We start from the raw sequence: 18,538 nt of genomic DNA on the forward strand, positions 1-18,538 counted from the left end.
ACGGGAGAGACCGATGACCACGCACGCCCAGCCCGGCTCCATCTACTCACCGGATCCGTACGACTCCGCGCCCCGCGGACTCCTGCTCCGCGCCCGGCTCACCGGCCTCGCGGTCGCCGCGGGGACCACCGCCTGGATCACCGGCCTGCTCATCGCGGGGAACCGCGTCCAGGACGAGGTCGTCGCCGTCGAGATCTGGGGGAGCATGGCCTTCATGCTGGGGGTCATGTCCCTGGCCATGCTCGTGCTGTCCACGAACGCCACGGGACGCCGCAAGGGCCGCTACATCCCCATCGTGGAGATGGCGCTGAACGCGTTCGCGGTGATCTGGTGCCCGCTCGCCATCGCCTACCCCGACGACACCCCCGGCTGGGTGACGCCGTTCGACATGTGCTGGCCGCTGTCGATGCTCGGCATGCTCGTCATCGGCATCGCCGTCGCCAAGGTCGGCCGCTACCGGGGCGTGCTGCGCTGGCAGTTCCTGCTCTGCGGGCTCTGGCTGCTCGTCGCCGGGGTGGGGCAGGGCGTGCTCGGCGACGACGGCGGCACCTACCCGGGGACGATCTGGCTCGCCCTCTCCTACGGGGTCCTCGGCCTGCGCCTCGCGGTGACGCCCCGTGTCGTCCTGCCCGCCGCCGGCCGCTGACCGGGGCGGGGCGGGGACGCCGATGAGCTCGCCGGTGGGTTGCATCGAAGCCCGTCCGCACGGGGACGGACGGTCTTCGACGGGAGCGGGGGCCCCGAACCCACCGGCGCCCCGCAAAGTGTTGAGGTTGTCAACACTCTGCCTGCCTCATCCGGCTCGGCCTGCGGGCTTCGGTAAGCGTCTTCTGGAGAAAGCGCAGTTCAGAAGCGATATCGGCGGGATGAGGCAGGGTGTCGGGCCCTTGTTTGTGTTGACAGATACAACAGAACTCTCCATGCTTGGAGCCGCTCCGGAGGGGCGGTGCGCCTCCGGAGCCTGTCCCGGCGGTGCGGCGAAACGGAGAGAGACGCGTGCAGAAGGTCTACGCCCTGTACAAGCTGAAGCCCGGTGTGACGGCCGAGGAGTACGTCGAGTGGTCCAAGACCGTCGACCAGGAGATCACCCGGCGGCAGCCGTGCGTGCGCAGCTTCCGGGTGTTCCAGCTCGCCGGGTCCCGCGGCGGCCCGTCCCCGTGGGACGTCGTCGAGGACATCGAGGTCGAGTCCTGGGACGCCTGGCAGGAGTGCCTGACGTCGCCCGAGATGGCCGACGTCGTCGCGGGCTTCCGCAAGATGGTCGACCGCGAGTCGGCGATCACCGTGTTCGGCAGCGAGATCGCCTAGCCGCATGGAGTCGACCTCTGCCGCGTCGCCGCCGTCCAGGCTGTCGGTCGGGGCGCCGAACGCCCCGGACCTGCTGGTCCCGTTCGCCCGCCGCGCCGAGGAGCTCGGCTTCGGCGGGATCTGGACGCAGGACACGCTGAGCGCCGCCAACTTCTCCCTCGACGGGCTGCACGTCCTGTCGTACCTGGCCGCCGTCACCGAGCGGCTCCGGCTCGGCATCGGCGTGCTGTACTCCGGACGGCGGAACCCGGCCGTCCAGGCCCGCGAGCTCGCCACCATCGACCAGCTCTCCGGCGGGCGGCTCACCGTCGGCATCGGCGTCGGCCTCGCCTACCACCGGGAGAACCTCGCCGCGCTGGGCATCCGGACGGACCGGCCGGTCCGGCGGCTGATCGAGGGGATCGGCGTGATGCGGGCGCTGTGGAGCCAGTCCCGGGCGGCGTCCTACGACGGGGAGATCTACTCGTTCTCCGGCATCGGGGCGCAGCCGGAACCGGTGCAGCGCCCCGGCCCGCCGATCTGGATCGGGGCGCGGGCCGAGCCCGCGCTGCGCCGCGCCGTCCGCATCGCCGACGGGTGGACCGGCGCCGCGCCCGTCGCGACCGACGACTTCCTCCAGCAGCTCGCGTTCGTCCAGCGGGAGCTGGACGAGCAGGGCCGCGACCCGTCCGGCTTCACCGTCTCCAAGAGCGTCTACGTCGCGGTCGAGAAGGACGAGGAGGAGGCGCGGCGGCGCCTGGTCCCCGCGTTCGAGCGCGCGTTCGGCGGGAACCCGGTCTACGACGCGGCGACCATGACCGACCGGGTCGCCGTGTTCGGCCCGCCGGACCGCTGCGCCGAGCAACTGGCCACGCTGTTCGACGCGGGCGCGGACGAGCTGATCCTCTACCCGCTGTACGACCCGGCGGAGCAACTGGAGGCGTTCGGCGAGCTGGTCCCGGCGCTGGCGGGCGCCGCCCGCCCGTGACGCCGCCCACCGCGGGAGGGGCCTGACCGTGGCCGACCCCGTCGAACGCTTCCGCGCGGACATCGGCCGGGCGAGGACGCCCGGCGCCTACGTCCCGGGCCGCTGGTCGGTCGCCCCCGCGAACCGCGACGCCGCCGTGACCGGGACGCCGCCCGAGAGCGTCCGGCTGCGCGACACGTCGATGCGCGCGATCGAGTCCATGCCCGGCGTGGCGCCCGCGCCGGAGGCGAAGGCGGCGTTCCTGCGCTCGCTGGTCCGCTCGGACGTGCCGGAGATCGTGACCGCCGGGCCCGGCGGCCGCGACCCGGACGCCGTCCGCGCCGAGCTGGCGCTGATCAAGGGGGAGCGGCCGGACTGCGTGGTGTCCTGCCCGTTCGTGTCGACCGCCGAGGGCGCCGACCTCGCCGGGGACCTCGGCTACGACGCCGTGCAGGTGGCCGTGCCCGGGTTCGGGCCCGCGTCCGGGATGTACGGCGGGCCCGTCCCGGCGTCCCGGGACGAGGTCGTCGCGCGGGCCGCCGCCGTCGTCGCGCACGCGCGGGCGCGGGGGCTCCGGACCGCCGCCGCGCTGACCCTGGTGTCCTACCTGGCGGAGGAGGACCTGGCCGGGTCGGCGGCGGCGATGGCGCGCGCTGGCGCGGACGAGATCGTCCTGTTCGACGGGCCGGGCGCGGTCGGCCCCGAGGCGTTCGGCCGCCTGGTCGGGACGACGCGGTCGGCCGCGCCCGGCGTTGACATCGGCGTCCACCCGCACAACACGTTCGGGCTCGGCGTCGCGTGCGCCGTCGCGGCGGCGCGGGCGGGCGCGGCCGTCGTCGAGTCGTCGGTGAACGGCTACTGCGGCGGCCCCGGAAACGCCGAGCTCGCGGCGACCGCCGCCGCCTTCGAAGCCCTCTACGGGGTCCGCACGGGCCTCCGGCTGGACACGCTGACCGGGCTCGCCCGCGCCGCCGCCGAGCTGACCGGCCACCCGGCGGCGGCGAACCAGCCGATCACCGGCCGGGACGCGTTCTGCTGGGGCGGCGGCGACTGGGTCGTCGCCGAGCGCGACGTGGACCCCCTGATCCACAACTGCGTCGAGCCCGCCCTGTTCGGCAACGAGCGCCGGATCCCGCTGACCCCGCAGAGCGGCCCGCGCGTCATGGCGGACACGCTGCGGCGGCTCGGCGTCACCGCCGACCCGGCATCGGTCCCGGCCGTCGTGGACGCGTACCGCGCGGAACTGTCCCGGCTGGAGCGTCCGCTCACCGACGAGGAGATCCGGGCCCTCGCCCGTTCCGTCCTCGCGGGCTGACGCGCGGGCTCCTCACAGCGTGACCGAGCCGTCGGGGTGGACGGTCCAGGCCGGGTTGTGGGCGATCTCCCAGGGGTGGCCGTCCGGATCGGCGAACACGCCGGAGTAGCCGCCCCAGAACATGGCCCGCGCCGGACGGGTGATGACCGCCCCGGCCGCCTCCGCCGCCGCGAGGACCTCGTCCACCTCCTCCGGTGTGGCGAGGTTGAGCCCCAGCGTCGCGCCGCCCCATCCGCCGCCGTCGACCACACCGCCGTCCTCGGCGAGCTTCGCGCGGTCCCACAGCGAGACGATCACCCCGCCCGCCTGGAAGAAGGTGATCTGGTCGGACTCGTCGTCCACGCCGGCGTCCACCCGCCAACCGAGCGCCTCGTAGAAGGCGGTCGCGCGGCGGACGTCCGCCACGCCGAGGGTGATCACGCTCAGCCGCTGTCTCATCGCTCTCCCGGGTCCGGGGCGCCGTGCGCGCCCGCGTCGCCCGGTCGATCATGCCGGGACGCGGTTACCGAATGCTTATCCCCGCGCCGTCCTGCCCTTCGACCAGTCGCGGGCGCTCGCGGCGGCGCCGAGCCGCGCCGCCGAAAGACCCCGCCGAAATGAACAAGGAAGCCCCTGCGAAGTTGCATCCGCCAAGCCCTGCCTTGGACCGCGAATAACGCGGACCGCGACCGGTGGGGCTTGGTTGAGATTTGACCGCGGGTGCTTTTGGTGCGGTCGCGGGTGGGGAATCGTGGGTGGGCCGGGCCGTTGCCGGGGCGTTCGGAGGGGTGTTCGTGGGGGCGACTGCTGCGTTGGATCGATGGCAGTTCGCGGTCACCATTGTGTATCACTTTCTTTTTGTCCCGGTCACGATTGGGCTGGCGTGGTTCGTGGCGGGGATGCAGACTGCGTGGCACCGTACCGGGAAAGAGCATTATCTGCGGATGACGCGGTTCTTCGGGAAGCTGTTCCTGATTAACTTTGCGTTGGGTGTCGTGACCGGGATCGTGCAGGAGTTCCAGTTCGGAATGAACTGGTCGGTGTACTCCCGGTTCGTGGGGTCGGTGTTCGGGGCGCCGCTCGCGATCGAGGGCGTGGTGGCCTTCTTTCTGGAGTCCACGTTTCTCGGGCTCTGGCTCTTCGGGTGGGATCGGCTTCGGCCGCGTGTTCATTTGGCCATGATCTGGATGGTCGTGGCGGGGACGACGTCGTCCGCCTATTTCATCCTCGCGGCGAACTCGTGGATGCAACATCCGGTCGGGCACGTCCTGAAGGACGGGCGCGCCGAGATGGATTCGCTCGGCGACGTGCTCCTGCAGCCGCTGCAGCTCACGCACTTCTTCCACACCATCGCCGCGTCGCTGGTCACGACCGGGCTGCTCGTCACCGCCGTGTCCGCGTACTGGCTGCGCAAGGGGGAGAACGTCGAGCTGTTCCGGTCGGCCGTCCGGGGCGCGCTGTGGGTGACGGTCGCGGCGGCCGTCGTGGTCATCGGGGTGGGGCACTACCAGGCGCAGATCATCGCGCGGGTGCAGCCGATGAAGATGGCGGCGGCGGAGGCGCTGTACGAGACGAGGTCGCCCGCGCCGCTGTCCCTGCTGGCGATCGGGCCGTGGGAGAAGCACCCGGAGCGGACGGACGTCGACATCGTCCTGCCGCACGGGCTGTCCGTGCTGGCCACCAACAGCTGGAACGGCGAGATCCGCGGCATCGACGACGTCCAGCGGGAGTACGAACGGCGCTACGGCCCGGGCGGGTACACGCCGATCGTGGGAAGCGTCTACTGGTCGTGGCGCGTGATGGTCACGATCGGGTTCCTGGCCCTCCTGTACGGGCTGGCGTGGCTGTGGCTCGGACGGCGGCGGGGCCGCGGCCTCGACCGGTCCCGCTGGTTCGCGTGGTCGGCCTACCTGTTCCTGCTGCTGCCGTTCCTCGCCAACACCGCCGGATGGCTGTTCACCGAGATGGGACGCCAGCCGTGGATCGTCCAGGGGCTGCTGCGCACGCACGACGGCATCTCCCCGCTCGTCGGCGCCGGCTCGGTGATCGCGACGCTGAGCGGGTTCGCCGTCGTGTACAGCGTGCTCGCGGTGATCGAGGGGTGGCTGATGCTGCGCGCCGTCCGGACGGGCCCGGAGCGCCCCGCCCCCGAGATCACCCGCGAGGACGCGCTCCCGCCGATGCTGTACTGACCGTCGAAAGGCGCACCGTCCATGGGCACCACGTCAGGGCACTTCGATCTCCAGACGTTGTGGTTCGCGTTGATCGCGGTGCTGTGGATCGGGTTCTTCCTGCTCGACGGGATCGACTTCGGCGTCGGGATGCTCTACCCGTTCCTCGGCCGCGACGACCCGGAGCGGCACGCGCTGCTCGCCACGATCCTGCCCGTCTGGGACAGCTACGAGGTGTGGATCATCGTGGCGGGCGGCGCCACGTTCGCCGCGTTCCCCGGCTGGTACGCGAGCATGTTCTCCGGCTTCTACCTGGTCTTCTTCGCGGTGCTGGTCGCGCTGATCGTGCGCGGCGTCGCGATCGAGTACCGGAACAAGCACAGCGATCCGGGCTGGCGGCGCCGCTGGGACGTCGCGCTGCCCGCGGCGAGCGCGGCGATCCCGTTCCTGCTCGGCGTCGTCTTCGCCAAGGTCACCCGGGGCGTGCCGATGGACGGGCGCGGCGAACTGACCGGCGGGGAACTCGGCATGTTCGACGTCTACTCGGTGCTCACCGGCGTCGCGCTCGTCGCGGCGTTCGCGCTGCACGGCGCCCTGTTCCTGGCGTTCCGCACCCGGGACGACCTGTCCCGCCGGGCCCGCCGCACCGCGCTCATGCTGTGGCCGGTCGCGGCGGCGCCGCTGATCGCGTTTCTCGTGTGGACGGCCGTCCAGACGTGGTCGTCCGCGCCGTACCGGACACCGGCGCTCGTGCTGATCGGGCTGAGCCTCGCCGCGGCGGCGGCGTCCGGCCCGCCGGCCCTGGCCGGACGCGCCGAGGTCGCGTTCGCGGCCACCTCGGCGGCGGCGGTGCTGCTGGTCGCGGCCCTGTTCGCCCGCCTGTACCCGCGCGTCCTCGTGTCGTCCACGGCGGGCTCGCCCAGCCTGACGATCTACGGCACCGCGTCCAACCACTACTCGCTGGTCGCGATGACGGTCATCACGGCGGTCTTCCTGCCCGTCGTCCTCGCCTACCAGGGCTGGGCGCTCTGGGTGTTCCGCGCCCGGCTGTCGCGGGACGAGTTCACGCGCCCGCCCAGCCCGCTGCACGCGATCACCCGGGGCCGCGCCAAGCGGCAGACCGGGGAGACGGAGTAGCCGACCCGTGCGCGCGACCGACTCGTGGCTGCCCCGGCACGTCCCGGGCGTCCGCCGCCTCCTGGCGGCGGCGGGGCTGGCGGCGGCGTGCTCGGCGGTGCTCACGATCGTCCAGGTCGTCCTGTTCGCGGACGTCGTCGTGGCGGGGTTCCTCCGGCATCGCGGCGTCCGGGACCTCGCGCCGTCGCTGCTGTGCCTCGCCGCCGTGGCCGCCGCCCGCGCGGCGGTCGGCTGGGCGCGGGACGCCGGATGCCGCGTCATGGCGAACCGGATCGTCGGCGAGCTGCGCGGCCGGGTGCTGCGGCGGCTGACCCGGGTCCGGCCGGGACGGGTGACCGCCGCCGAGGCCGTGACCGCGGCGGTCGACGGCGGCGAGGCGCTGGAGACCTACCTCGCCCGGTTCCTGCCGCAGGTGACGACGGCGGCGCTGGCGCCGCCCGCGATCCTCGCCTGGGTCGCGTTCCACGACGTCCCGTCGGCGCTGGTCATGCTGGTGACGCTGCCGCTGATCCCGCTGTTCGGGGCCCTGATCGGACGCGCCACCGAGGCGCGGACGCGGGCGCGCCTGCGCGCCCTCACCCGGATGAGCGGGCATTTCCTGGACGTCGTCACCGGCCTCCCGACCCTGCGCGCCTACCGCCGCGGACGCGCCCAGGCCGACGCGGTCGCCGACACCACCGAGCGGTACCGCCGCGAGACGATGGGGGTGCTGCGGATCGCGTTCCTGTCGGCGTTCGTCCTGGAACTGGCCGCCACGCTCGGGACGGCGCTGGTCGCCGTGGGGATCGGGCTCCGGCTCGTCACCGGCGGACTCGGACTGGACGCGGGCCTCGCGATCCTCGTCCTCGCGCCCGAGCTGTACGGGCCGCTGCGCGGGCTCGCGGCCGAGTACCACGCGGGCGCGGACGGGATGGCCGCGGCGCGGCGGATCGGCGAGCTGCTCGCGCTGCCGCCCGCCGTCCCGGCGCCGCCCGGACCGGCCCGCCCGGCGCGGTTCGGCGTCCTCCGGCTGGCGGACGTCACCGTCCGCTACGACGACGGCGGCCCGCCCGTGCTGGAGGACGTCTCCCTGGAGATCAGGCCGGGGGAGCGGACGGTCGTCCTCGGGGAGAGCGGCGCGGGCAAGAGCACCCTGCTGGCGCTGCTGCTGCGGTTCGTCCCGCCGTCGTCCGGCCTGGTCACCGTGGACGGGACGGACCTCTCCGCCCTCGACCCGGACGAGTGGCGGCGCCTCGTCGGCTGGCTGCCGCAGCGTCCCCGGCTGCGTCCAGGCCCGGCGCTCCAAGCAGTCGGCTCCGCCGACCCGGCCGGCGCCGCTGAGCTGGTCGGAGCCGGGGCGCTGCTGCGGCGGACGGTCGGGGAGAACGGCGCCGGGCTGTCCGCCGGGGAGGTGCGCCGCCTCGCGCTCGCGCGGGCGCTGGCCCGTCCGGCGCCGCTCCTGCTGCTGGACGAGCCCACCGCCCATCTCGACGCGGCCGCCGCGCGGCTCGTGGTCGACGCCGTCCGCGCCCTGCCCGGCCGGACGGTCGTCGTCGCCACCCACGACGCCCGCCTGGCGGAGGACGCCGACCAGGTGGTCGAGCTGGCGGCGGGCCGCGCCCGGCGAGGCGCGGACGCGCTGACATGACCGCCCGCCCGCCGACCGGCCGCCCGCCGACCGGCCGCCCGCCGACCGCCCGCCCGCCGACCGCCCGCCCGCCGACCGCCCGCCCGCTGGCCGCCCTGCTCGCGGCGGCGCGTCCGGCGGCGCACCGCTTCGCCGCCGCCGCGCTGTGCGGCGCGCTGGCCCTCGGCGCGGGCGCCGCGCTGATGGGCACGTCCGGCTACCTCATCTCGCGGGCGGCGCTGCGCCCGGAGCTCGGCGCGCTCGCGCTGGCGATCACGGCGGTGCGGGCGCTCAGCCTGGCGCGGGCCGTGTTCCGCTACGCCGAGCGGCTCGTCGCGCACGACGCGAGCCTGCGGCTGCTCGCCGCGCTGCGGGTGCGCTGGTTCCGGCGGCTGGAGCCGCTCGTCCCGGCGGGGCTGCCCGGCGCGCGCGGCGGCGACCTGCTCGCGAGGTTCGTCGCCGACGTCGACGCGACGCAGCACCTCTACCTGCGCGGACTCGTCCCGCCGCTGGTCGCCCTCGCCGTCGGCGCGGGCTCGGCCGCCGCGCTGGCCGCGCTCCTCCCCGCCGCCGGGCTCTGGCTCCTGCTCGGACTGCTGCCCGCCGCGCTCGTCCTCCCCGCCGCGACCGTCGCGCTGACCCGCGGCACCGCCCGCCGCCGCGCCGACGCCCGGGGCACGCTCGACGCCGAGACCGTCGAGCTGGTCCACGCCTCGCCCGACCTGGTCGCGTTCGGCGGGGTGGACGGCCAGCTCGCGCGGATCGCCGCCGCCGACGCCGTGCTGGCGCGGGTCGCGCGCCGGGACGCCCGCGTCGCCGCGTCCGGCGCCGCCGCGACGGTCCTGCTCACCTCGGCCACGACCCTCGCCGTGCTGGTCGCCGGGCTGGCGGCCGTCCAGCGGGACGCGCTGCCGGGCGTCCTGCTCGCGGCGCTCGCGCTGGTCGCGACGGCCGCGTTCGAGGCCGTCCGCCCGCTGCCCGACGCGGCCCGCGACCTGCTCACCGCGCACCGCGCCGCCGTCCGGCTGGCCGCGCTCACCGCTCCGGCGCCGCCCGCCGCCGACCCGCCCGCCCCGCTGCCCGCGCCGCGCGGCGACCTGCTGCGGGTGCGGGACGTCCACGTGCGCTACGGCCCCGACTCGCCCTGGGTCCTCACGGGCGTCGACCTCGACCTGCGTCCCGGCCGCCGGGTCGCGCTGCTCGGCCCGAGCGGCAGCGGGAAGACGACCCTGGCCCACCTGCTCGTCCGGTTCCGCGACCCGGACCGCGGCCGGGTCACCCTCGACGGCCGCGACCTCCGCGACTACGCGCAGGACGACGTCCGGAAGGTCGTCGTCCTGGTCGGCCAGGACGCACACCTGTTCGCCACCACCATCCGCGCAAACGTCCGATTGGCCAGGCCGGACGCCACCGAACCCGAGATCGTCGCCGCGCTCCGCCGCGCCCGCGTCTGGGACTGGGTCGCGAACCTGCCCGAGGGCCTCGACACCGAGGTGGGGGAGCACGGCGTCCGCGTCTCCGGCGGGCAGCGGCAGCGCATCGCGCTCGCCCGCGCGTTCCTGACCGGCGCGCGGATCCTCGTGCTGGACGAACCCACCGCCCACCTCGATCCCGGCGCCGCCCGCGACCTCCTCGCCGACATCCTCGGCGACGCCGCCGGTCCCGGCATCCTGCTGATCACCCACACGCCACCACCGCCGGGCACGGTCGACGAGATCGTGCACCTGACCCCCGACCCGGCCGAACGGAAATGAGCCGTCGAAGGCAATTCTCGGCTGCCCGCACCGCCATGCGCCGCGCACCGTCTCGCGCGCCCGGAAGCCTCAAGGCACAATCCGGCCATTTCATGTTCTGCTCCGGAAAACACTGAAAGGATCACCATCCTCCGGTTATTCTCGCGGCGGAGAAGAGGGCGGGGGAGCATGGTCGGATCCGTGGCTCCGGTGCTGGCGACGGCCGCCGCAATTCCGGCGACGGTGGTCAACGTCCAGGAATTCAAGCGGCGGATCTGGAATTCCGCGTACTTCGGCGTCGAGTTGACCTCGCCCCGGTGGCGGACGCTGAACCTGAGCGCCGTGCTGGTGCTCGGCGCCCTCGCCACCGGCCTCGCGCTCGTGCTCGACCCGCCGATCACGCGGCTGGTCGGGGACGGCACGGCCGGGCGCGTCCTGGCGGCCGCGATCGGGCTGTGCCTCGGCTTGTCCGGGCTGGGCTTCGTCGGGCTCGGCGCGGCCGTCCACACGCTCTTCTGGTCACCCGGCCCGGAGTTCTCCCTCTTCTGGACGGCGCCGATCGTCGGCGGCGTGGCGGTGCGCTTCGTGCACGTCGACGAGTTCCACCGGCACAGCGCGTGGCGGTTCGCGCTCGACCTGACCCGCCGGGGGACGGTCATCGCCGGGCCCACCCGCGCCGATCCCTTCTGGCGGGTCGCGGGGCTCCTGGCCGGAACGGCGCCGCTCGTCGGCCTCCTGGTCGTCTCGCCGCCGGACACCGCACCCGACCGGTACGCGTGCTACGGCGGGGCGGCGCTCGTGATCCTCCATTCCGCGTGGGCCGATCGGCGGTCGCGGGAGATCCCGCACCGGTGGCACCGGCTGCCGCGCGTGGCGAGCGGTGCCGCGGCGCGCGTCCTCGTCACGGTCGCCGCGGCCGGACCGGCCGGTGCGCTGTGCGCGGACCTGTGGGCCCGGGCGCCGGTGCTCACCGGGCTCGGCGGCGGGCTGATCGTCGCCGCCGTCGTGACGGCGCTGTGGGCGGTCCCCGTCGCGCTGGCCCGCCGGGACCGCCGGCTGCCCGGCCGCGTGAACCTCGCCGCGAGCCTCGTCCGGCTGCCGTTCACCGGCGGGCTGCTGCCGCTCACCGTGGCGATCTTCCATCCGCGGGCGGGGCTGCCGGTCGCGGCCCTCGTCATCGTGGCCGCCGAGACGGCCTCGCTCCTCGCCGGGCGCGACCGGTCGGTGATCGACGCGCTCACCGCGGCGGGCGGGCTCCTGTTCATCGACGTGTCGGTCAACCGGAACGGCAGGCTTGCCGGGCGATGGCTGCAGGACGCCGTCGTGAGCCGTCCGGCGCGTCCCGAGTACGCGCTGATCCGCGCCCTGAACGCGCGGGCCGCCCGCGCCGCCCGCGGCGTGACCGGGGGCGACCGGGCCAGGCCGCCCCGCACCGGCCCCGCGGCGGCGTGCTGGAACGACCTCGCCGGACGGCTCCTGGACCTGGTGGACGAGGAGGTCGTCCCCCGCCATCCGGCGAAGCACCGCGCCCGGCTGAGCGCGGCGCAGGACGTCGCCCGCGCCGACACCGCGTGGAGCAGGGCGGTCGCGGCGACCCACGTGCGGGCGTGGGCGGACGCCGAGCGGCACTGGCGCGACGCCGCGGCACGGCACATGGTGCTCGGCCACCCGAACCACGAACTGTTCGCCCGCGTCATGGTGGTCCTGCTGCTCGCGCTGCACCTGGACCGTCCGGCCGAGACGGAGAGGCAGGCGGCGCGGCTGGCGCGGTCCACGGCGGGGCCGCCGGTGCTGCGGAGCTGCGTCGCCCTCGCCCGGGCCGCCGCCGCGTCCGCCCGCGGCGACACCCGCGCGGCCGCCGCGACGCTGGACGGCCTGTCCCCGGTGACGCCCAGGGCGTTCCGCGCCGCCTGGGCGGACGACCCCCATCCGGACCGGCTCGAACGGTGGAGCCCCGACGAATGCGCCCGCGTCATCGCGGCATGCGAGGCACAATTGCGCGCGTCCATCGCCGAGAAAGGCGCGCCCGAAGAAGCACGAGACCGGCAGGACCAACGAGACCGGAAGGCGTCGGCCCGCGGAGCCGAAGCGTGACCGGCGAGGCGGCGGAACTCGACCGCGATTTCCGGTTCAGCCGGGCCTTCTACCTTTACGCGGCGTTCTTCCCGCTCATCTGGGCGGCGGGCGCGCTCCTCACCGGAAACCTCCGGGAGCCCGTCCTGAGCACCGCGGTCGCCTTCTGCGTGACCGCGGATTACCTTCTCCTCTACCGCGCCTACAGGAGGCTGACGCGCTACGCGAGCGCGCTGCGGCTGGACGGCGAGCGCAGGTTCACGCCCTACCAGGCACTCGGCGGAGTCCTTTTCGGCGGGCTCCTCGCGGCCCTCTGGGACGAGATCCCCGCCGCGCACGGCAAGGAATTCTGGATCGCCCTCGCCATCGGCGCGCTGTCACTCACCTCCGGCCCCTTCTACAAGGCCCGCGTCCATTCCGTCGTCTGGCTGCACACGGTCGCGAGTCGGCTGCTCTTCGACAAGGGGATCTTCCTCTTCTACGCCGCGACGTCGCACTCCTCGCCCGGCCTCCTCCGGCTGGCGGGGTGGATCGCGCTTCTCGAACTGCCGAGCTTCCTGTACATGACCCGCGATTCGAAAAGCCCCTCGTGGCTGGCCCGGACGGACGACGCCCACAATTACCTCCAGCTCGACCGGGACGCGAGGCGGCTGCTCTACGAGGACGTCTGGCTCGCGGACTCGGTCCGTCCGAAGCGCGGCCGCAAGGCGCCCGACCTGACGTTCGTGCACACCCTCGCGCACGAGGCCGTGTCCTCGGTGCAGCAGGCGCGGCAGCTCGTCCTCGACCTGGACGGGCTCAGCGCGTCCGCCGCGCGTCCCGGCATGAAGTCGCTGGAGTGGGCCGAAGCGGCGGCGGCCCTGGTCGACCTCGCCGAGTCCGAGGTGGACACCGGAAGGGCCGCCGTCCGGCGGCGGCTGCGGCTCGCCCGCGCGCACTGCGCGCACGCGCGCTCGGCGATCTACCTGGCGACCGGCCACCGCGACGAGTTCCGCGCCGCCTTCGCCGAGGCGCGGGCGCTGTGGACGGCGGAGGGCCTGCACGACCTCGCCGCCGAGGAGTCCGTGACCGTCCTCCAGAACTCGGGCGTCGACCACACGTTCCAGCTCCTCACGGTCGCCGACGGCCTGGACCTCGTCGGGCCGCTGGTCGGCTCGGCCGACCTGCGGTCGTTCGCGCGGCGCCAGGTCCTGTTCACCGCTGCGGTGCTCCACGAGGACGAGGGCGACCGCGCCCGCGCCGAGCGGTTGCGCGCGGCGGGCCTCGCCGTCCCGCGCCGCGCCCGGGACCGGTGGCGGCTGGCCCGCCAGTACAGGTCGGCCGGGCTGCGCCGCCGGGCGTCCGAGCTCGCGCTGCTCGACCGCATGGTGGCGATCAACAGCGGCCCGCTGCGGGCGGCGAGCCGCTTCGCGCCCGTCGACGCCCCCGGGATCACGGTCGCCGGCTGGCCGGCCAGCCGGGCCCGCGACCTCACGCTGCGCGCCCTGCGCCAGTGGGCCCTCGGACGCAAGGACAAGGCCGAGGAGCTGCTGCTCCAGGCGGCGGAACTGCTGCGCGCGAGCGACCAGCTCCACACGGCGTTCGACGTCCTGCTCGAACTCGGCCGCGCGCAGATCCGCACGCACCCCGCCGGCGCGTTCCGGAACCTGTCCGCCGCCGCCGAGATCTACGAGACCCTCCGCGACCGGATCCTGGACGACGAGCTGCGGATGCAGTCCGGCGGCCCGATCGAACGGCTCCTCGTGATGCTGGTCGGGCTGCTGCTCACCGAGGCTCCGCGCGGGACCGGCCCCGGCTGGCCCGCGGCGCCCGGCGCGGCGGCCTTCGACCTCGTCGAGCGCGCCCGCTCGCGCAGCCTGCTGGAGCTGCTCGGGACGACCGTCCCGCCGGCGGGCGCGGTGCCGCCGGACCTCCTCGCGGACGAGGCGCGGGCCCGCGCCGAGGTCGCCGCCCGGCGCGCCCCGCGCCCGGCCGGGGACGGCGAGGAGGACGCGCTCCGGGCGCTCCGCGACGCGCTCCGCTCGCTGGCCGCGGCGCAGGAGCGGATCGCGGCGGCCGCCGTCCCGGGCGAGGAGTACATCAGCCTCTCCCGGGGAACCCCGCTGACCTTCACGGAGGTGAGGGCGCTGCTGCGACCGGAGGCCACGGCGTGACGACCATCCTCGCCGAATACCTCGTCACCGACGACGCGACCCACGTCTTCCTCGTGCGGCCCGACGGCGACGAACCGCGGACCGAGACGCTCGCCCTCACCCGGGACGAGTTGCGCGCCCACGTCGCCCGCTTCCGCGCGGCGACCCGCGGGCACGAGACCCCGGCGGCGGACGAGCCCCTCGCCGCGCTCGTCGCGCCCGTCGCGGAGGCGTGCGAGCCGGGGGACGTCGTCTGGTTCGTCCCGCACGACACGCTGCACTACGTCCCGCTGGGCGCGCTTCCCGTGGACGGCGCGCCGCTCGTCGAGCGCAACGCCGTCTGCTACACGCCGAGCGCCTCGGTGATGCGGTACTGCCAGGCCAAACGCAGCCCGGACGCCCGCCGCGTCGTCGTGTACGCCGATTCGCGCCCGGACCGGCCGCTGCCGCACGCGCGCCAGCAGGCCGGGGACCTCGGACGGCGCTTCGGCGCGGACGCGGTGCTGCGGTTCGGCCGCGCCGCCGCCCTCGCCGCGCTGCCCGCCGACGCCGGGACGGGCACGTCCCGGATCCTGCACTTCGGCTGCCACGGGACGTTCACCCCGCAGGCGCCGCTGGACTCGGCGATCGTCCTCGCGGACGGCGAGCTGACCGCCGAGCGGATCCTCGGCAGCTCCCTGCGCGCGGACCTCGTCACGCTGAGCGCCTGCGAGAGCGGCGTCAACGCGCACCGCCCGGGCGACGAGCTGGTCGGGCTGACCCGCGCGCTGATCTACGCGGGCGCGGCGTCGGTGCTGGTCAGCCTGTGGTCGGTGGACGAGGTGTCGACCAGCCTGCTGATGGACGACTTCTACCGCGAGCTGGCCGCCGGGACGTCCAAGGCCGAGTCCCTGCGGCGGGCGCAGAACACGCTGCGGGCGATGCCCGCCACCACGGTGATCAAGCGCTGCGAGGAGTCCCTCGGCGCGGGCGACCTCCTGGACGAGGACGTCGCCGACGCCCGGTTCCGGTGCGGCGACTTCGGCGCGGCCAGGGACGGGTACGCGCGGCTCCTCGCCCGCGCCGACCCCGGCGACGCCCGGACCACGCGGTGGCGGACCGCCGAGGCGCGCTGCCGCCGGGCGGCCGAGGCGGCGACCGAGCCCCCGGACTACGGCCGCGCGATCTACAGTGACCCCTACCATTGGGCCGCGTTCGTATTGGTCGGTGACTGGCGATGACCTCCTCCCCGACGCTGCTGTCCGAGGCGGACGGGTTCTTCGTCCTCCTCTCCTGGGACCTCGACCTCGACGGCGCCCGCGCGGCGCTCGCCTCCGGGACGCTCGGGGTCGTCCAGGACGACGAGGGGCGCTTCGTCGCGACCGTCCTGCACGGCGACCTCGCGGACGAGACCGCCCGCGACCTGCGCGCCGCCCTGCCGCGCCTGCCGCCGGCGGTCGTGGTCGACGCGGACGTCACCTTCGCCGAGTTCGCCGGGTCCGCCGCCCTGACGCTGCTGGACCTCGGCGCGCGGGCGCTCGTCCTCGCCGACGGCGGGCGGGCCGTCGCGGTGCTGCCCGTCGAGATGGTCGGCGCGCACCTCGCCTCGCGCGACTACACCGCCCCGTCGAACGAGATGGCGGGCTCCGGCGGGCTCGGCGACGGCGCCCTTCCCGGGCGTCCGCGCACGGGCCTCGCACCGGCCGTCTGCCTGGAGCCGGGCTGCGGGCACGTCAACTGGCTCGCGTCCTTCGATCCGGACAGGCCGCCGTGGTGCGAGCGTCCGGCGCCGCCGCCCCGGCACCGGCTCAGGCTGGGCGGCTGACCCGGTGCTCGGCTCCGTCGTCAAGGAGGCCGGGGGGCTGCTCGACCGGCGCTTCTTCCTCAACTCCCTGCTGCCGGTGCTCGTGTTCCTCGGCGCGTCGGCGCTCGCCGTCGCCGCCGGGACGTCCGGGACCGCCGCGGCGGCGGACCACTGGAACCGCTGGAGCGGCCCGGTCAAGACGCTGACCGTCGCGGGGTTCGCCGTCGTCGCTATGCTCGCCGCGGCCTGGCTGTCCAGCGCGTCGACGGGGCTCGTCCGGCTCTACGAGGGCTACTGGTCCGGCCCGCTCGGACGGCCGCCGCGCGGCTGGGGCGTCCGCTGGCACCGGCGCCGCCTCGCCGCGCTCGACCCCCGCGACGACGCCGACTACGCGCGCCTCCACACGAGCTACCCGGGGCGCGAGGCCGAACTCCAGCCGACGCGGCTCGGCAACATCCTCAAGAACTCCGAACTGCATCCGGAAGCGCGCTACGGCATCGACGCCGTTCTCGTCTGGCCCCGCCTGCATCCGCTGCTGCCCGCCGACCAGCGCGCCTCGCTCGCCGCCGCCCGCGCCGAGATGGAGTTCTTCCTCACCGTCTCGGTGCTCGCCGCCGCCTTCTCCGCCGGGGTCGGCGCGTTCCTCGCGGCGGCGGGGGCGGACGTCCCGCTCTTCCTGCTGTGCCACTGGGGCGGCGCCGCGCTCGCGCTCGCCGCCTACGCGTGCTCGCTCGCCCCCGCGCGGATCTACGGGCAGCAGGTGAAGGTGACGTTCGACGTCCACCGGGGGCTGCTGCTGAAGGCCCTCGGCCACCCGAGACCGGACGAGCCCGACGAGCCCGTCCTGTGGCGGGCCCTCGCCCGCTACTGGTACCGGGGCGTCCCGCTGACCGCGACGTTCCACGCGGCGGCGGCCGTCCCCGAGCAGCCGCCCGACGAGGACCCGACCCTCCCCAGGCCGCGCTTCGCGCTGCCCCTGACCGCCTGGGCCGCCCTCGCCTTCCTCGCCACCGGGACGCTCGGCGCCCTGCTCCTCAGCTGAGGGCCCCCGGGTCGCGCCTTCGGAGCAGGGAACCCGTCTCCGGAGGACGGAGGACGTCCTTGCGGAGCGCCGCCGTCACCGCGAAGCCGGTCTCCCGGGAGAGGGGCGTGTCGTCCGGCAGTCCGAGCCGGGCGGCCAGCTCGGGGGCGTAGAGGTCGACGGCCGCCTCCGTGAGATCGGCGAGCGCCGCCGCCGCTGCCCGCGTCTGGACGTGGGCGGCCGCCCCGGTGCCGGCGGCGACGAGCGCGGCGGGCCACCAGAACGGGACGAGCAGCGCGTAGAGGACCGCCCACCCCGAGAGCCTGGTCGCGGACGCGTAGGCGGTGTGGGCGGCCAGGAGGTCCGCGCGGGCGGCGTCCGGCAGGAGGAGCCAGAGCCGGGGCCAGACGGCGCCGAGGTCCAGCCCGTAGGCGCTCCGCACGCGGTCCGCCGGGGCCGTCAGCCGGTCGCCCGTCCACGACGGGCGGGTCGGCTCCGCGCGGGAGATCCGGTCGCGGGCGGCGAGGGCCGCCCCGACGCCGCCGGGCGGGGCGCCGGTGACGGCGGCCGACACGGCGGCGGTGACGGCCGCGTCGGCGTCGCTCCAGCGGTCGCGGCGGCGGCGGGCGAGGCGCCCGAGCGGCCCGCGCCCGGCGGGCAGCGTCCACAGCGCGGCGATCAGTCGGCCCAGCGCCGCCGCGCCCAGCCCGGCCCCGGCGGCGGCGAGGCCCGCCGCCGCGATCGCCGGCAGGACGGCCCCCGTGTCGTTCGGGCGCCGGGTTCCGAGCCGGTCGGTGACCCAGCGGGCGAGCGCGGGCGCGTCGAACGCGTGCGCCTGGCCCAGGTGGAACCCGGCCACGGCCGTCCCGACGAAGAGGAGCCCGGGCAGGACGAGGAACGTGAACCACTTGTCGAGCAGGCGCTTCCCGACCTCGCCGAGGAGCCCGGTCACGGGGCGAGCCGCCGCTCGGCCAGGGGCTCGCCGCTGACGGCGCAGGTCGGCGGCGGGCCGTCGGCGCGGGGCGTCCAGCGCGCGCACCGGCCGGTCGGGCAGGCCCACAGCTCGGCCGCCGGGGCGGGGGCCCCGGTCGCGGCGGGGTTCGGCCGGTACTGCCGCCAGGTCGGCGGGAGCAGGCCGCCCGGCACGCCGTAGGCGACGAGCCTGGCGTCCAGCGCGTCGAGGTCGGCGGCGGGCGCCTCCGCCCCGTCCGCCAGGGCCGCGACGATCCGGTCGAGGAGCGGCTCGAATCCGTCCTCGGCCGCGATCTCCTGGAGTTCGCCGAGTTCCAGCGCGCGGCACAGCGCGGAGAGGCGGTCGGCGTCGTCGGGCATGC

Annotated in this window: 16 protein-coding genes; 13 read left to right on the forward strand and 3 right to left on the reverse strand. The window is 75.5% G+C overall.

The window, feature by feature from the left end:
- Positions 1-13: 13 nt before the first annotated feature.
- The 4 genes from ACH01S_RS22710 (at position 14) to ACH01S_RS22725 (ending at position 3,569) form a co-directional block, all read left to right on the forward strand.
- Positions 14-646: a hypothetical protein gene (locus tag ACH01S_RS22710; protein ID WP_067894804.1), complete on the forward strand. Its 633-nt coding sequence runs from the start codon at positions 14-16 to the stop codon at positions 644-646.
- A gap of 350 nt (positions 647-996) precedes the next feature.
- Entirely contained in the window at positions 997-1,308 is a 312-nt protein-coding gene (locus ACH01S_RS22715) for a RedY/HapK family protein (protein WP_067894807.1), read from the forward strand.
- A 4-nt stretch (positions 1,309-1,312) separates the two neighbouring features.
- Complete coding sequence (locus tag ACH01S_RS22720) at positions 1,313-2,275, forward strand: LLM class flavin-dependent oxidoreductase (protein ID WP_067894810.1); 963 nt, start codon at positions 1,313-1,315, stop codon at positions 2,273-2,275.
- Between the two features lie 28 nt (positions 2,276-2,303).
- Entirely contained in the window at positions 2,304-3,569 is a 1,266-nt protein-coding gene (locus ACH01S_RS22725) for a hydroxymethylglutaryl-CoA lyase-like TIM-barrel protein (protein ID WP_067894813.1), read from the forward strand.
- A 12-nt stretch (positions 3,570-3,581) separates the two neighbouring features.
- Here the strand turns inward: ACH01S_RS22725 and ACH01S_RS22730 are convergent, their stop codons facing one another.
- The gene (locus tag ACH01S_RS22730; RefSeq protein ID WP_067894816.1) at positions 3,582-4,007 is read right to left on the reverse strand and encodes a VOC family protein; all 426 of its coding nucleotides are present in this window, start codon (positions 4,005-4,007) and stop codon (positions 3,582-3,584) included.
- A 335-nt stretch (positions 4,008-4,342) separates the two neighbouring features.
- On the opposite strand from ACH01S_RS22730, the gene ACH01S_RS22735 reads away from it, so the two are divergent.
- The 9 genes from ACH01S_RS22735 (at position 4,343) to ACH01S_RS22775 (ending at position 17,225) form a co-directional block, all read left to right on the forward strand.
- A complete protein-coding gene (locus ACH01S_RS22735; protein WP_067894974.1) occupies positions 4,343-5,740 on the forward strand; it encodes a cytochrome ubiquinol oxidase subunit I in 1,398 nt (465 codons plus the stop codon).
- Between the two features lie 21 nt (positions 5,741-5,761).
- A complete protein-coding gene (gene cydB, locus ACH01S_RS22740) occupies positions 5,762-6,856 on the forward strand; it encodes a cytochrome d ubiquinol oxidase subunit II (RefSeq protein WP_067894819.1) in 1,095 nt (364 codons plus the stop codon).
- Positions 6,857-6,863: 7 nt separating this feature from the next.
- On the forward strand, positions 6,864-8,483 hold the full coding sequence (gene cydD, locus ACH01S_RS22745) for a thiol reductant ABC exporter subunit CydD (RefSeq protein WP_067894822.1): 1,620 nt from the start codon (positions 6,864-6,866) through the stop codon (positions 8,481-8,483).
- Positions 8,480-10,216 (forward strand): thiol reductant ABC exporter subunit CydC, encoded by a 1,737-nt coding sequence (gene cydC / locus ACH01S_RS22750; protein WP_067894825.1) that lies wholly within the window; start codon positions 8,480-8,482, stop codon positions 10,214-10,216. Before cydD ends, cydC begins: the two co-directional genes overlap by 4 nt.
- 180 nt (positions 10,217-10,396) lie before the next feature.
- The gene (locus ACH01S_RS22755) at positions 10,397-12,289 is read left to right on the forward strand and encodes a hypothetical protein (protein ID WP_148344395.1); all 1,893 of its coding nucleotides are present in this window, start codon (positions 10,397-10,399) and stop codon (positions 12,287-12,289) included.
- Entirely contained in the window at positions 12,286-14,421 is a 2,136-nt protein-coding gene (locus tag ACH01S_RS22760) for a hypothetical protein (protein ID WP_067894830.1), read from the forward strand. The genes ACH01S_RS22755 and ACH01S_RS22760 overlap by 4 nt, the downstream gene beginning before the upstream one ends.
- A complete protein-coding gene (locus tag ACH01S_RS22765) occupies positions 14,418-15,620 on the forward strand; it encodes a CHAT domain-containing protein (protein ID WP_067894833.1) in 1,203 nt (400 codons plus the stop codon). The genes ACH01S_RS22760 and ACH01S_RS22765 overlap by 4 nt, the downstream gene beginning before the upstream one ends.
- Complete coding sequence (locus tag ACH01S_RS22770; RefSeq protein ID WP_067894836.1) at positions 15,617-16,204, forward strand: hypothetical protein; 588 nt, start codon at positions 15,617-15,619, stop codon at positions 16,202-16,204. Before ACH01S_RS22765 ends, ACH01S_RS22770 begins: the two co-directional genes overlap by 4 nt.
- 4 nt (positions 16,205-16,208) lie before the next feature.
- Positions 16,209-17,225 carry a hypothetical protein gene (locus tag ACH01S_RS22775; RefSeq protein WP_067894838.1) on the forward strand — a complete coding sequence of 339 codons (1,017 nt, stop codon included), beginning with the start codon at positions 16,209-16,211 and terminating at the stop codon, positions 17,223-17,225.
- On the opposite strand, the gene ACH01S_RS22780 is transcribed toward ACH01S_RS22775, so the two are convergent.
- Together ACH01S_RS22780 and ACH01S_RS22785 are read right to left on the reverse strand one after the other, a co-directional pair.
- Positions 17,218-18,156 carry a hypothetical protein gene (locus ACH01S_RS22780; protein ID WP_067894841.1) on the reverse strand — a complete coding sequence of 313 codons (939 nt, stop codon included), beginning with the start codon at positions 18,154-18,156 and terminating at the stop codon, positions 17,218-17,220. The genes ACH01S_RS22775 and ACH01S_RS22780 overlap by 8 nt on opposite strands.
- Complete coding sequence (locus tag ACH01S_RS22785; RefSeq protein ID WP_067894845.1) at positions 18,153-18,536, reverse strand: hypothetical protein; 384 nt, start codon at positions 18,534-18,536, stop codon at positions 18,153-18,155. The genes ACH01S_RS22780 and ACH01S_RS22785 overlap by 4 nt, the downstream gene beginning before the upstream one ends.
- Positions 18,537-18,538: the final 2 nt, after the last annotated feature.

The organism is Actinomadura chibensis NBRC 106107 (genome assembly GCF_001552135.1).
Taxonomy (GTDB): Bacteria; Actinomycetota; Actinomycetes; order Streptosporangiales; family Streptosporangiaceae; genus Spirillospora; species Spirillospora chibensis.

Excerpts from the sequence above, each read along its gene's own strand:
- ACH01S_RS22720 (WP_067894810.1), top strand. The coding sequence starts at position 1,313 with ATGGAGTCGACCTCTGCCGCGTCGCCGCCGTCCAGGCTGTCGGTCGGG.
- cydB (WP_067894819.1), top strand. The coding sequence starts at position 5,762 with ATGGGCACCACGTCAGGGCACTTCGATCTCCAGACGTTGTGGTTCGCG.
- cydC (WP_067894825.1), top strand. The coding sequence starts at position 8,480 with ATGACCGCCCGCCCGCCGACCGGCCGCCCGCCGACCGGCCGCCCGCCG.
- ACH01S_RS22710 (WP_067894804.1), top strand. The coding sequence starts at position 14 with ATGACCACGCACGCCCAGCCCGGCTCCATCTACTCACCGGATCCGTAC.
- ACH01S_RS22730 (WP_067894816.1), bottom strand. The coding sequence starts at position 4,007 with ATGAGACAGCGGCTGAGCGTGATCACCCTCGGCGTGGCGGACGTCCGC.
- ACH01S_RS22785 (WP_067894845.1), bottom strand. The coding sequence starts at position 18,536 with ATGCCCGACGACGCCGACCGCCTCTCCGCGCTGTGCCGCGCGCTGGAA.
- ACH01S_RS22770 (WP_067894836.1), top strand. The coding sequence starts at position 15,617 with ATGACCTCCTCCCCGACGCTGCTGTCCGAGGCGGACGGGTTCTTCGTC.